Genomic DNA, 13,613 nt, shown 5'->3' on the forward strand with positions numbered 1-13,613 from the left:
ACTCTCCCCTGAAACGTGCCGCATCGTGGCGGCCCGCCCCCCGGTGTGGCCGGGGTGGCGTCAACAGGCAGAAAAACGGAGGGTGGCCTGCGCCACCCTCTTGCATCACTCGGCCTTGCCTTGTTGCTTGGCCCGCATGATGTTGATGATCTCGATATCGGTATCCAGCATCCCCTGTTTGGAGAGGCGACCCAGGTTGGCTATGGTCTGATCCACATCATCGGAGACGATGCCTTCGCTCTGGGGCACGTGCAGGTTGTTGATGGCCATCAGCGACGATTTGACCGCCGCCGAGGTGGAGGTAGAGACCTTCATGGAACAGGCGCTGCCCGCGCCGTCGCAGATGATACCGGAAACGTCGCCGATCATGTTGTTGATACAGTGACTAATTTGCTCGAACTGGCCGCCCAGCAGCCAGGTGATGGCGGCCCCCGCCCCCATGGCGGCGGTGCTGGCGGCGCAGAGGGCCGACAGCTTGTTCTGGTAGGTCTTGATGTAGATGGCCACCAGGTGGCTCATCACCAGCGCCCGGGTCAGCTGCTCATCGCTCGCCTGGAGGAAGCGGGCGGCCGCCACCACCGGCATGGTGGCGGCAATGCCCTGGTTGCCGGAGCCCGAGTTGGACATGGCGGGCAGCATGGCGCCATCCATCCGCGCATCGGAGGCGGCGGACGACAAGCGCATGGCCAGGGTCATCAGGTCATCGGAGAGCAGCTTTCGCTCCACCTGCTCGGTGAGGATCTTGCCGATGCGCAGGCCATACCCCTGCAACCCTTCATCTGCCAGCGCCTGGTTCATGGTGGCCGCCTCGCGGATGAAGTCGATCTCGGCCAGCGGTACCTGCAGGGCGAACTCGACAATCTCGCGCAGGGTCATGGCTGGCTTGCTGGAAGGGACGGCCTGGATCTGCACGCCGGGGGCGCTGTCCTGCGCCATCAGCACCTCGCCGTCACGCTCCATCAGGATGATGCGGGTATGATCGGTACAGATCACCACCCGGGCGCTGTGCCCCTCCACCTCTGCCAGCACCTCGGCGTAGAGCACGTCCGGCACGTCCTTCACATCCACCTTGATGGCGGGCAGCAGGGCCTTGGCGGCGTCGACCTGCTCCGGCGTGAGAGTCTTGAGCACCTCCAGCCCGGCATCCGGGTTGCCGCCGGTGATGCCGACGGCGGCCGCCACCGGCAGACCTATCATGCCGGTACCCGGCACGCCGACCCCCATGCCGTTCTTGAACAGATTGCCGCTGACCCAGACGCTGACGCGGGTCGGCACCTGCCCCAGCAGCTTGCGGCAGTTGGCCGCCGCCAGCGCCACCGACATGGGCTCGGTGCAGCCAAGGGCCGGCACCACTTCACGCTTGAGCAGGGTAATAAAGTCGGTCCATTGTGCTTTCATTGCGATGTGTCTCATGTTCACGGTGCCCGATGCGGGCTTGTCATTGTGCTGTCCGCTCCACAATGGCGGAGCGACATATAACCAGTATGGCGGGAGATGCCGGGTCGGCTGCAGCCGGTCGAGGGCCGAGCCGATGATCGGGGCCGCCTGAGTCGTTGGGCAATCCGATCAACTTTTGGTAACTCTAAAGCAATAGGACTCAAATAAATTTGAGCTGATTCGCTTTTTGCGCAGGCATTATGCCCAACTGGCGGTGAAGTGCCACAAAATGTGAACAAGCGCACGGCAGGTCGCTGCCGACCTGGTTCAGCCGGCAGCGGAAGGAGTCAGAGCCCGTAACGGGTCAACAGGGATTGATATTCGGGGGTCTGCTTGAAGGCCTTGAGGGCGAGGGAGAACTGATAGGCCAGCCGTTCATTGCCGGGCCTGTGGGTGAAAGCGAGGAAATTGCGGTTGCTCTCGCTCACCCGTTTTTCGCTGTGGCCGACCTGATCCTGCAGCCCCTGCCCCTTGAGCAGGTAACGGCCCACCATCTGGTTCATCACGACCCCATCGAGCCGCCCCGCCATCATCAGGTGCAACTGCTTGATCATGTTGCTCTCCCCGGTCATGGCCACCCGGGTAAACAGGGCCGAGGTGAGGAACTCCTCGCCATAGGCGTAGTCGGCCTGGGTACCGATACGCAGCCCTTTGAGGCTGGCCAGCCCCTGGAAGTCGACGGGTCTGGCAAAGGGGAAGAAGAGCACTTCTCCACTCTGGGAGAGGGGTTCATCCGGATAGTGCAACCACTCCAGCCGGCGCTCTTCGAAGAAGGCATCGACGATGGCATCACCGCGCTGGAACCTGGCCTCCTGCAGCACCCGCTTCCAGGGCAGTACCTTGACCGTGGTCCGGTAACCCATCCGCTTGAGCACGGTGCGGGCCAGCTCCAGATCGGCACCGCCCAGGCTGCCGTCATCGAGCCGCATCACATAGGGCGGCCACAGCTCGGTCAGCAGGGTCAGGGTCGGTGGCTCGCTCGCCTGTGCCGCCCACCCCCACCAGAGGCAAAGCAGGATCCATCCTTTACGCCACACCATGCAGTGATCTCCTCTGTGTATTGGCTGAGGATATACCAAAAAGTGAGTAATAAAAAAGGAGGCCGGAGCCTCCTTTTTTGCTTTCCTCTCCGGCGCTTACAGCGCTTTCAGGATAGCCTCGACGCTGGCCTTGGCATCGCCAAACAGCATCTGGGTGTTCTCCTTGAAGAACAGCGGGTTCTGCACACCGGCATAGCCAGTGTTCATGGAGCGCTTGAAGCCGATGACGTTCTGCGCCTTCCACACTTCCAGCACCGGCATGCCGGCGATGGGGCTGCCCGGATCTTCCATGGCGGCCGGGTTGACGGTGTCGTTGGCACCGATCACCAGCACGGTGTCGGTATCGCTGAAGTCTTCGTTGATCTCGTCCATTTCCAGAACTATGTCATACGGGACTTTCGCTTCCGCCAGCAGCACGTTCATGTGGCCTGGCAGACGACCGGCCACCGGGTGGATACCGAAGCGCACCTTGACGCCGCGATCACGCAGCTTCTGGGTGATTTCAGCCACCGGGTACTGGGCCTGCGCCACCGCCATGCCGTAGCCCGGGGTGATGATGACGGAGCTGGAGTTCTTCAGCAGGTCAGCCACGTCTTCGGCGCTGGTTTCGCGGTATTCGCCCATCTCCTGGTCGGCCGTGGAGGCCACGCCGTCGGAGCCGAAGCCACCGGCGATCACCGAAATGAAGGAGCGGTTCATCGCCTTGCACATGATGTAGGAGAGGATCGCACCGGAGGAACCCACCAGCGCACCCACCACGATCAGCAGGTCATTGGAGAGCATGAAGCCCGCCGCCGCTGCCGCCCAACCGGAGTAGGAGTTCAGCATGGAGACCACCACCGGCATGTCGGCGCCCCCGATGGAGGCCACCAGGTGCCAGCCGAAGGCGAAGGCGATCAGGGTCATCACCAGCAGGGCGAAGGTAGAACCGCCCGCGTTGACGAAGTAGACCATCAGCGCCAGCGAGGCGACCACGGCCAGCAGGTTCAGCTTGTGGCGGTGCGGCAGCATCAGCGGCTTGGAGGAGATGAGGCCACGCAGCTTGCCAAACGCCACCACGGAACCGGTGAAGGTCACCGCACCGATGAAGACGCCGAGGAAGATTTCGACCAGGTGGATGTTCAGCATGGCGCCGGAGAGGTGCTCGACCTGGGCGACGCTGGCCGCCTGCTCGAACGCCGCACGGGCGGCTGCCAGGGTGGCATCCAGGTTGGAACCGACGGACACGACCACTTCAGCCGGTGCGGAGGGGTGCAGATCGATGAAGCTGTTGAAGCCCACCAGCACTGCCGCCATACCCACGAAGCTGTGCAGCACGGCCACCAGCTCGGGCATCTCGGTCATCTCGACCTTGAGCGCCAGACGCACGCCGATGGCACCGCCGATCACCATGGCCAGAATGATCCAGTGCACGCCACTGGTTTCCGGGTTGAACACGGTCGCGAGCAGGGCGATGGCCATCCCCGCGATACCGAACAGGTTGCCATGCTTGGCCGTCTCTTGCTTCGACAGTCCCGCGAGACTGAGGATGAAGAGCACGGCGGCAACGATATAGGATGCTGTTACCAGTCCTTGAGACACGTTAAACCCCCTTAATCCTTACGGAACATCTTCAGCATGCGCTGAGTGACGGTGAAGCCACCGAAGATGTTGATACTGGCAATCAGCACGGCGACGAAGGCCAATGCGGTGACCAGGGTCGACCCTTGCCCAATCTGCAGCAGGGCACCGACCACGATAATGCCGGAGATGGCATTGGTGACCGACATCAGCGGCGTGTGCAGGGCGTGAGAGACGTTCCATACCACGTAGTAACCGACCACGCAGGCCAGGATGAATACGGTGAAGTGGGAGAGGAACGCCGCAGGCGCCACGGCAGCAACCCAACCGAAGGCGGCGATGCCGAGGGCACCGAACACGAACTTCTTGTTGGAGGGCTTGGCCGCTTCCTTCTTGGCGGCCGGTTTGGCGGCAGCCGGTTTTTGCGGGGCGGCGGAGACCGAGATGGCGGGCGGCGGGAAGGTCACTTCACCGGCCTGGATCACCGTCATGTTGCGCTGCACCACGTCTTCGAAGTTGATGGCGACGTTGCCGTCCTTCTCCTTGCACATCAGCTTCATCAGGTTGACCAGGTTGGTACCGTAGAGCTGGGAGGATTGGGCAGGCAGGCGGCCCGGCAGATCGGTGTAACCGATCACCTTGACGCCGTTGCCGGTGACATGCAGTTCACCCGGCACAGTGTATTCGCAGTTGCCGCCAGCCTGGGCAGCCATGTCCACGATCACCGAGCCCGGCTTCATGCTGTCCACCATCTCTTTGGTGATCAGCTTGGGTGCCGGCTTGCCCGGGATCAGGGCGGTAGTGATGATGATGTCCACTTCCTTGGCTTGCTGGGCAAACAGCGCCATCTCGGCCGCGATGAACTCTTCGCTCATCACCTTGGCGTAACCGTCGGAGGAGGAGCCATCCTCGCCACCGAAGTCCAGCTTGAGGAACTCGCCACCCATGGACTCGATCTGCTCGGCCACTTCCAGACGGGTATCGAACGCACGCACGATGGCACCGAGGGAACCGGCAGTACCGATGGCGGCCAGACCAGCGACGCCGGCACCGATCACCAGTACCTTGGCGGGCGGCACCTTGCCGGCTGCGGTGATTTGGCCGGTGAAGAAGCGACCAAACTGGTGCGCGGCTTCCACCACGGCGCGATAGCCACCGATGTTGGCCATGGAGGAGAGGGCATCGAGGGACTGGGCACGGGAGATCCGCGGCACCATGTCCATCGCCATCACATTGATGTTGCGCGCGGACAGCTTCTTGACCAGCTCAGGGTTCTGGGCAGGCCAGATGAAGCTCACCAGGGTGGCACCATCTTTAATTTGTGCGATCTCGGCATCGGTCGGCGCATTGACCTTGAAGATGAGGTCGGCTTGCCAGACGCTCGGCACCACGCTGGCACCGGCAGCCTCGAAGGCGGCATCATCGAAGCTGGCCAGCAGGCCGGCACCGGCCTCGATGGCGACCTCGAAGCCGAGCTTTTTCAGCTGCTCAACGGTGGCCGGGGTCGCTGCGACCCGGGTCTCACCGGCGAGACTCTCTCTCGGTATTCCAATCTGCATGACTATTCCCTGATGGTTAATAAACAATCGCTGCCCAGTGTCGCATTTCTGGCGAAACAAGACATGACCAAAGTACAGGTCACGGGCCCTTTGTTATGAAAATCAGTAGGCTTTACCTCAACCTCCTGTCATGGCCAGGCCCCCGCTTTTCAGGCGCGAAGGTGATTAGTATCAAATTTTGGAGTTTTATTACAACCGCAGTCCCGGCGGGGCGCGTACAGAATTCAGCCCATCCCGGACCATGATTTAAAAAAACAAACCAAATTAGCGACTTATACCAGTAAAAAGCGCTGGAAAAAGTGATCCAACCAGTCAAAAAAAATGTTTTACCGGCCCTCTATCTTAGCGCTTTTTGTTCTTACGAAATCCGCACGGATCACAGATATCGGGCCGAAAACGAAAAAAGTAACTGTTTTGTAACAGACAAGGGGCCGGCTACCCGCCAAATGAGCGGATCCGGCCCCTGCTATTTAATCGTTTCGATGGTGACGGGCCAGTGCGCCCCGCTTACCAGGCCGCCTCATAAATATGCTGACTCTGCACCAGGTCGATATCGCCGTGCTCGCCGATGGCGGTCATGCCGTGTTCTGCCAGCTTGCCGAGCAGGGTATCAATTCCTGCGTCCGCCACGCCGTAATCCCGCAGCCGGGTCTTGACCCCCATCCGCTCGAAGAAGTCGCGGGTGGCGGCGATGGCGCCATCGATGCGCTCCGCTTCACTGCCGCTGCGCAGATCCCACACTCGCTCGGCGTATTGCAGCAGTTTGGCGTGTTTCTGCTGGCGCTTGGCCTGCAGCAGGGCCGGCAGCACCACTGCCAGGGTCTGGGCGTGGTCGAGGCCGTGCAAGGCGGTGATCTCGTGGCCCAGCATGTGGGTCGCCCAGTCCTGCGGTACACCGGCCCCGATCAGGCCGTTCAGCGCCAGGGTGGCGCTCCACATAATGTTGGCGCGCACCTCGTAGTTTTCCGGTTCCACCAGCGCCTTGGGGCCCTCTTCCAGCAGGGTCAGCAGCAGACCTTCGGCGAAGCGATCCTGCACCTTGGCGTTGACCGGATAGGTGAGGTACTGCTCCAGGATGTGGATGAAGGCATCCACCACCCCGTTGGCCACCTGACGGGCCGGCAGGGTGTAGGTCAGCACCGGATCGAGCACGGCGAAACGCGGCATCACGAACGGCGAGAAGAAGTGCACCTTGTCGCCGCTGCTGCGACGGGTCACCACGGCGCCCATGTTCATCTCGGAGCCGGTGGCCGGCAGGGTCAGCACGGCGCCGAGCGGGATGGCGGAGCGCACTTCATTGCCCACGGTCTCGAGGATGTGCCAGGGATCCCGGGCCGGATCATAGTGGGCGGCCGCGGCGATGAACTTGGTGCCGTCGAGCACGGAGCCGCCGCCGACGGCCAGCAGAAAGTCGACCCGCTCGGCGCGGGCCAGCTCGACCGCTCCCATCAGGGTTTCATAGGTGGGGTTGGGCTCAATGCCACCGAATTCAAACAGGGTCATGCCTGCCAGCTCGCTGCGGATCTGGGTCAGCAGGCCGCTGCGTACCACGCTGCCGCCACCGTAGGTGATGAGGATGCGGGCATCGCGCGGCAGCTGTTCACGCAGCTGGGCGACCTGGCCCTTGCCGAACAGGATCTTGGTCGGGGTATGCAGGGTAAAGTTGTTCATCGACATTGCCTTTGTGAGTATCTGGCGGCTTGGCCGCAAAAATGTGATTGCATTTTTCTCCAGACAACCAATACCATCAAGGCAACATCCTGCTTTATTTTTGCCTATTCCTACAAAGCAGCCAAAACAGAACCCAAGAGTATCCCATGCAGACCCGCTACACCGATCTCGCCGCCAAGCTGGCCCGCCACGTCACCGCCCCCGGCATCACCCCCTCCCCGGTGGATCAAGTGAGCCTCATCTACACCACCGAATACCACGGCCGCACCCCGGTGCTCTATCAGCCGCGGATGATCGTGATCCTGCAGGGGCACAAGGTGGGCTATCTGGCGGACCAGGTGTTTCGCTACGACCCCAACCACTACCTGCTGATGACCCTGCCGCTGCCCTGCGAGTGCGAGTGCTTCGCCTCCCCTGAGCAACCCCTCATCGGCTTCTCCCTCGAGATCAACCTGGTGACCCTGCAGGAGTTGCTGCTGGAGCTGGGGGATGCCCTGCCCGCCCCCGCCCCGCAAAAGAGCGGCGTGCACTCGGTGCCGCTGTCGGAGGCCATGTTCTGCGCTGCCGAGCGGCTGATCGATCTGATGGACAAGCCCCACCACGCCCGGGTACTGGGGCCGCAGACGGTGCGGGAGATGCTGTTCTACGCCCTGCACGAAGGGGGTGGCCCGGCGCTGCAGGCGCTCGCCAATCGCCACAACCATGTGGGCCAGATTGCCCGGGTGCTGCGTATGATAGAGTCGCGTTACGCCGACAACCTGACCATGGAGGAGCTGGCGCGGGAGGTGAACATGAGCGTCTCCGCCTTCCACCACCACTTCAAGGCGGTCACCGCCACCTCGCCGCTGCAGTACATCAAGTCGTTTCGCCTCCACAAGGCGCGGATGATGATGCTGCACGACGGCATCAAGGCGGGCACCGCGGCGACCAGGGTCGGCTACGAGAGCAACTCCCAGTTCAGCCGGGAGTACAAGCGCTTCTTCGGCAGCACGCCGACGGATCAGGCCTCCCGCTTTCGGGAAGGCCAGCTGCGCATCATAGAGGGATAACCAGAGAGGAATTGTTCATGCGTGCACTGCTTTGCCTGCTCACCGCCTGTCTGCTGACGGCCTGTACCGGCCTCGCCGACGGCATCCGCCCCGTTACCGGCTTCCAGCTCGACCGCTACCTCGGCACCTGGTACGAGATTGCCCGCCTCGACCATAGTTTCGAGCGCGGACTGGAGCAGGTGAGCGCCACCTACAGCCTGCGCGACGACGGCGGGGTCAAGGTACTCAACCGCGGCAAGCAGAGTGACGGCAGCTGGCGTGAAGCCGAGGGCAAGGCCTACTTCGTCGACAAACCGGACGAGGCACGGCTCAAGGTGAGCTTCTTCGGCCCCTTCTACGGCGGCTACAACGTCATCGAGCTGGACCCCGATTACCAGCTCTCGCTGGTGACCAGCTACAACCACGACTATCTCTGGATCCTCGCCCGCTCACCCAATCCGCCCAAGGCCAACGTGGATGCGCTGGTCGCCAAGGCGGCATCGCTGGGTTTTGCCACCGATCAGCTGATCTGGGTCAAGCAGACCCATTGAGCCTGTCGCAAAACAAGAAAGGGCAGCCTGCGGGCTGCCCTTTTTCATGGACGTTCGCCTGATGATCAGAGCCGGAAACGGCCGATCTCCTGCTCCAGTCGCTCGGTCAACCCCTTCAGCTCGGCCGCCTGCGCCGCCTCCTGATTGGCCTGCTCGGCCAGCTCCTGGGAGACGTGACGGATGTTTTCGGTGTTGCGGCTGATCTCGCTGGTGACCGAAGTCTGCTCTTCGGCCGCCGCCGCAATCTGGGTCGCCATGTCGCTGATGGCGCCGATCGCCTCGTTGATCTGCCCCAGGCTCAGGTTGGCAGACTCTGCATCCTCCACGCTGGTGCCCGCCAGCTGGCGGCTGGTCTCCATGCCGCTCACCGCCCGGCGGGTGGTCTGCTGCAGGGTCTCGATCATCTGCTGGATCTCGTCAGTGGAGTCGTGGGTGCGGCGTGACAGCACCCGCACCTCGTCCGCCACCACCGCAAAGCCGCGGCCCTGCTCGCCGGCCCGGGCCGCCTCGATGGCGGCGTTGAGCGCCAGCAGGTTGGTCTGCTCGGCGATGCCGCTGATGGTGGCCAGAATGCCGCTGATCTTCTGGGCGTGGGCATCCAGCTCCACGATGATCTGGCTGGCGTCGGCCACCTCGTCCGCCAGCCCCGTGATGCTGCGCTGGCTCTGACCGACCTGCGACTGGCCGGCGACCGCCAGCTTGACCGCATCGCCCGAGGTGGTGGCGGCAAACTCGGCGTTGCCGGCGATCTCCTGGGTGGCGGAGGCCATCTCGGTCACCGCGGTCGCCACCATCACGATCTCGTCCTGCTGCTGGCGCACCCGCTGACTGCGGGACTGGGCCCCTGCCGCCTGGGCACGGGACTGGGCCGCCAGCTCGACGGTGACGTCCCGCAGCCGGCTGACGATGCCGTGCAGCCGCGCCACGAACTGGTTGAAGCTCTCCGCCAGCTGACCCACCTCATCCTTGCTGCGAGTGTTGATGTGCACCGTGAGGTCCCCCTCGCCGTGAGCGATGTCGTGCAGCGCACCGGCCACCCGGCCCAGATCGGCAAACAGATACTTGAACATGGCGGTGAGCAGGGCGCTGAACACCAGCATCAGCACCAGAGTCAGCCCCACCAGCTGCCACAGCAGGGAGGCGAGCGGCGCCTCCAGCACGTCGCGATACATCACCATGGCCAGCAGCCAGTCGGTGCCAGCCACCGGCTGCACCGCCAGCAGCACGTCGCGCCCGTCGAGGGTGGCGGCGTGCAGCTCGTTGTTCTCGCGGCCCCACTGCTGGAAGGTGGCCGCCGACAGGTCGGGAGAGAGCTCACCAATCTGCTTGAGCGCCAGCTCCTTGTTGGGATGGCCGACGATGAGGCCGCTGCTGTCGAGCAGCATGGCGTACCCCTCGCCCTGCACCTGCATCGCCAGCACCTCGTCGATCAGCTTGTCGAGCGCCAGGTTGGCCCCCACGGCGCCGACCAGTTCACCCTGATGCAGCACCGGCTCGGAGAGGGTGACCACCAGCTTCTGCATGGTGACGCTGACATAGGGAGCGGTGACGATGAGCTGCCCTGCCTTCACCGCGTCCTGATACCAGGGCCGCTCGCGCGGGTCATAGTTGCCGGTGTTGAGGGAGGGGTCCTGGCGGGTCATCACCCCCTGGGTCGAGCCAAAGTAGGTGAGCCCGAACCCACCCGAGGTGTAAGCCTGCTTCAGGTGCGGCACCAACTCGGCCTGCGGATTGTCGGCGATCAGGTTCACCAGCGCATGCACCGTGTTCTTGCGATCCGCCATCCAGTCGCCGATGGCGACCGAGTAGGCGTGACCATAGTTGACCGCCTCGCTCTGGATGGCGCTCATGGTGCGGGATTTGAGGGTGTGAAAGGCAACGATGCCGAGCAGTGAGGCCATCAGCAGCACCACCCCCAGACTGGTGGCCAGCAGCTTGCCGCGCAACGAAAGTGTCATGACTACGGATCCTTGTTGTTGTGACGGGCCAGGGAGAGACCCTTATTTAATCAAGGCTATCGGCCACATGCTGAACAGACTTTAGTGAATCCCAGTATTTTTACATCTATCAACAACAGAACCCGCTACTCGTCATTACTGGATCGCTATTCCATGCTGCTGACAACCCGCATTAGGGGGCCAAAAAGCAGCTCCCCATGACAACAACAAGGCCGCCCGCAGGCGGCCTCCCATACTCTACCCGGCAGGGCTACTTGACCCGGGCAATGGCGGTATTGAGCCGCATATTGGTCGCATCCAGCCCGGGGGTCTGGCCATGGAAGTCGAACTCCAGCCTGACCCCGGGGCGGAACAGCAGGCAGTGGGTGGAGCCGCCGAAGTGGAACATGCCGAGCGGATCCCCCTTCTGCACCCGATCCCCCGCCTGCACCGTGATCTCGCAGCTCGACACCTCGGCCATCCCCACCGGCACCACGCACATCAGGCCGATTTTGGGGTTGTCGGCCTCGATGAAGATGAGTGCCCGGGTCGCCACCGAGGTGAGGAACGGCTGGGAATTGTTGGGGGCGCTGGGATCCGCCCCCTGCGGGTCGGCAAAGCCTTCGAACTGGTTTTCCAGATAGTAGGTGCCGTTGACGATGCGCACCTTGCGGATGGTGCCGCTCACCGGGCTGTGCCAGCGGTGGTAGCTGAGCGCACTGAGGAAGGCCTGGTAGACGGTGCCGCCTTCGAAACGGGGTGCCAGATCGTCAAAATCGAGCATGTTGTCCAGCGAATAGGGCTGCCCCTTGAGCCAGAACTGATCGCTGCGGCTCACCTCTTTGCGTACCTGCAGCGGCGCCGATTCGCAGGCGTTGACGATGACACAGTCATCCGTCGGCGCAGATACCGGCCGCACTCCGACCCGAAAACGTCGGGTGAAGAAGTCGTCCCAGCAGCTGAACCCGTGGTATTCGGCCGCCGGCTCGCACTCGAAGATCTGCTCGAAGCTGCCCGGAGTAGGGTTGGGCCCCTCCCCGACCGCCTCGTTCGCCACCTTGACCATCTCGGCCTTGGCCACCTTGCCGAGCCAGGGCACCACCAGGGTCTCCTGATCCAGCCGGCTGACCGGCTCATTCAGCACGTAGCGTGAAGCCGGGCTTTGCAGGAACTGGGCCCAGTAGTCGAGGATCTTCTTGAACTGCTGGTTGATCAGGGCGTTGGCAAAGAAGTGATAGCCGGCCTGGGTGGCCATGGGCCAGTCGAGCAGGGCATTGATGGGAAAGCCGATGAGACCGGATGGCTCGTGGCTGGGGATGTCCTGATACGCCTCGGGCGCCGTGGTCATGATGCCGTTGAGCAGCCCCAGGAACTCCTCGAACGAGCGTACCTCTGGCTGACTGAGCGGGGTCAGGTGCTTGTGGCGCCAGGCTTCCTTGAACATGGCTTCGGCCTGGGCATGCAGCGCAGGGTCGGCATGGACCAGATCCCGCAGCTCGGCGATGGGTGGCACCAGCGCCCGCGGCTGCTGGGTCACGTAGTGCTTGATCCGCCGGATCCAGCGCTCGATATGGGCGCCATCGCGGGGGATCCAGCCACCGGGACGGGACTTGTTCAATCGGGTTTCAACTGCCTTGTTCATGGTTCGCTCTCCTCAGCTGATGTTCACGCCCACAATCCACGGCTTGAGCATTGAGTGCCGGCCTGCCAACGGCATGCCAGGGCACCGACCCTGTTATGTAGCACAGGGAGCGCGGCGGGACGATTGCCAGAAACGACAGGGCAAACCGGCGCAACAACGACTAGCGGTCGGGATGAACGAGTACAACGGGAGGGAGCGCCCTGCTACAGCAGGCGGGACAAGGGACGACGGGAAAAAACGGGAGACCCGGAAAAGCGAAAAGCCAGCTCAATGAGCTGGCTTCTCTGAAAAATGGCAGGGGCGGCAGGACTCGAACCCGCAACCATCGGTTTTGGAGACCGCTGTTCTACCAATTGGAACTACGCCCCTGCAACAAACGAGGCGAATTATACAAAGCCGGGATCAAAGGTAAAGGCTTTTTTCTCACTTTCGGTGCGATTGCACAAAGGACGAGCAAATCTCGTCACTTTTTGCAGCCAAAGGGGGTAACTCGCTGTATTTACAGCCTTGTTTGGGTAGGAAAGCAGCGGCAATGGGGGTAGGGTGAAGAGGTGGCCAGGCAATGAGGAGGCTGCTCATGCTCAATTATCGGTTACTTCAACAACTTGCACCGCTCAACTTCCGGGATGAGAGCAAAACCGAGGCCCTGCCGGACTATCTGGCACGGGTCGCCCCGCTGGTGCCCTTCATTCCCGACAATGTGCTCTCCCAGTGGATTTACCGCCATTGGCGCGGTTTTGAATCCAACTGGAGCTTTATCGATCTCGCCCGCCACCAGTTCGAGTATGAAAGCTGGCCGACCGCCAAGATCATCGAGCAGACCGGCTCTCGCCATATGGAGGTGGTCGAACGCTGGGGCGAGATGCTGAGGCACAACCGTTACGTCCGTCGCTCCTGGCTCGGGGAGTACATGCTGAGCCAGGGTACCTGGTCCGAACCCATCATAGTGCTGGCATCGGCGGTGGGCAGCAGCTACCCGGACGGTCACCCGCTGCCACAACCCTATTGTCTGCTGGAGGGGCACCACAGACTCGCCTATCTGCGCAGCATGGCCGAAGATGCGCAGCCATTGCAGGCCGAACACCAGGTGTGGGTTTGCCGGCCAGTTCACGACAGTTAAACGTTTTTCCGTGCAAATCTTGCCTTTGAAATAAATTTTTGACAATTCAAAATGCGACTCTATAATCT

Annotated in this window: 10 protein-coding genes and 1 tRNA gene; 3 read left to right on the plus strand and 8 right to left on the minus strand. The window is 62.4% G+C overall.

Annotated elements, in window-relative coordinates; translation table 11 throughout:
- Window positions 1-105: 105 nt before the first annotated feature.
- From E5E97_RS03125 to yqhD, 5 genes are all read right to left on the minus strand, one after another.
- Complete coding sequence (locus tag E5E97_RS03125; protein WP_162901777.1) at window positions 106-1,413, minus strand: serine dehydratase subunit alpha family protein; 1,308 nt, start codon at window positions 1,411-1,413, stop codon at window positions 106-108.
- Between the two features lie 311 nt (window positions 1,414-1,724).
- The gene (locus E5E97_RS03130; RefSeq protein ID WP_118880190.1) at window positions 1,725-2,477 is read right to left on the minus strand and encodes an ABC transporter substrate-binding protein; all 753 of its coding nucleotides are present in this window, start codon (window positions 2,475-2,477) and stop codon (window positions 1,725-1,727) included.
- A 96-nt stretch (window positions 2,478-2,573) separates the two neighbouring features.
- On the minus strand, window positions 2,574-4,058 hold the full coding sequence (pntB, locus tag E5E97_RS03135) for a Re/Si-specific NAD(P)(+) transhydrogenase subunit beta (RefSeq protein WP_011707742.1): 1,485 nt from the start codon (window positions 4,056-4,058) through the stop codon (window positions 2,574-2,576).
- 11 nt (window positions 4,059-4,069) lie between these two features.
- The gene (gene pntA, locus E5E97_RS03140; protein ID WP_011707743.1) at window positions 4,070-5,596 is read right to left on the minus strand and encodes a Re/Si-specific NAD(P)(+) transhydrogenase subunit alpha; all 1,527 of its coding nucleotides are present in this window, start codon (window positions 5,594-5,596) and stop codon (window positions 4,070-4,072) included.
- Window positions 5,597-6,103: 507 nt separating this feature from the next.
- On the minus strand, window positions 6,104-7,267 hold the full coding sequence (yqhD, locus tag E5E97_RS03145) for an alcohol dehydrogenase (RefSeq protein ID WP_171279859.1): 1,164 nt from the start codon (window positions 7,265-7,267) through the stop codon (window positions 6,104-6,106).
- Between the two features lie 146 nt (window positions 7,268-7,413).
- On the opposite strand from yqhD, the gene E5E97_RS03150 reads away from it, so the two are divergent.
- Together E5E97_RS03150 and E5E97_RS03155 are read left to right on the plus strand one after the other, a co-directional pair.
- Window positions 7,414-8,316, plus strand: a complete 903-nt coding sequence (locus E5E97_RS03150) for an AraC family transcriptional regulator (protein WP_010635812.1) — start codon at window positions 7,414-7,416, stop codon at window positions 8,314-8,316.
- A 17-nt stretch (window positions 8,317-8,333) separates the two neighbouring features.
- The gene (locus tag E5E97_RS03155; RefSeq protein ID WP_118880186.1) at window positions 8,334-8,846 is read left to right on the plus strand and encodes a lipocalin family protein; all 513 of its coding nucleotides are present in this window, start codon (window positions 8,334-8,336) and stop codon (window positions 8,844-8,846) included.
- 65 nt (window positions 8,847-8,911) lie between these two features.
- Here the strand turns inward: E5E97_RS03155 and E5E97_RS03160 are convergent, their stop codons facing one another.
- From E5E97_RS03160 to E5E97_RS03170, 3 genes are all read right to left on the minus strand, one after another.
- Window positions 8,912-10,804 carry a methyl-accepting chemotaxis protein gene (locus E5E97_RS03160; protein WP_024945177.1) on the minus strand — a complete coding sequence of 631 codons (1,893 nt, stop codon included), beginning with the start codon at window positions 10,802-10,804 and terminating at the stop codon, window positions 8,912-8,914.
- 250 nt (window positions 10,805-11,054) lie between these two features.
- Window positions 11,055-12,425 (minus strand): phosphatidylserine decarboxylase family protein, encoded by a 1,371-nt coding sequence (locus E5E97_RS03165; protein ID WP_118880185.1) that lies wholly within the window; start codon window positions 12,423-12,425, stop codon window positions 11,055-11,057.
- Window positions 12,426-12,717: 292 nt separating this feature from the next.
- Window positions 12,718-12,794: transfer RNA gene (locus E5E97_RS03170), tRNA-Trp, on the minus strand.
- Between the two features lie 208 nt (window positions 12,795-13,002).
- On the opposite strand from E5E97_RS03170, the gene E5E97_RS03175 reads away from it, so the two are divergent.
- Window positions 13,003-13,545: a hypothetical protein gene (locus tag E5E97_RS03175; protein ID WP_118880184.1), complete on the plus strand. Its 543-nt coding sequence runs from the start codon at window positions 13,003-13,005 to the stop codon at window positions 13,543-13,545.
- Window positions 13,546-13,613 lie beyond the last annotated feature (68 nt).

Origin of the sequence: Aeromonas sp. 2692-1 (assembly GCF_013085505.1) — a bacterium.
Classification (GTDB): Bacteria; Pseudomonadota; Gammaproteobacteria; order Enterobacterales; family Aeromonadaceae; genus Aeromonas; species Aeromonas hydrophila.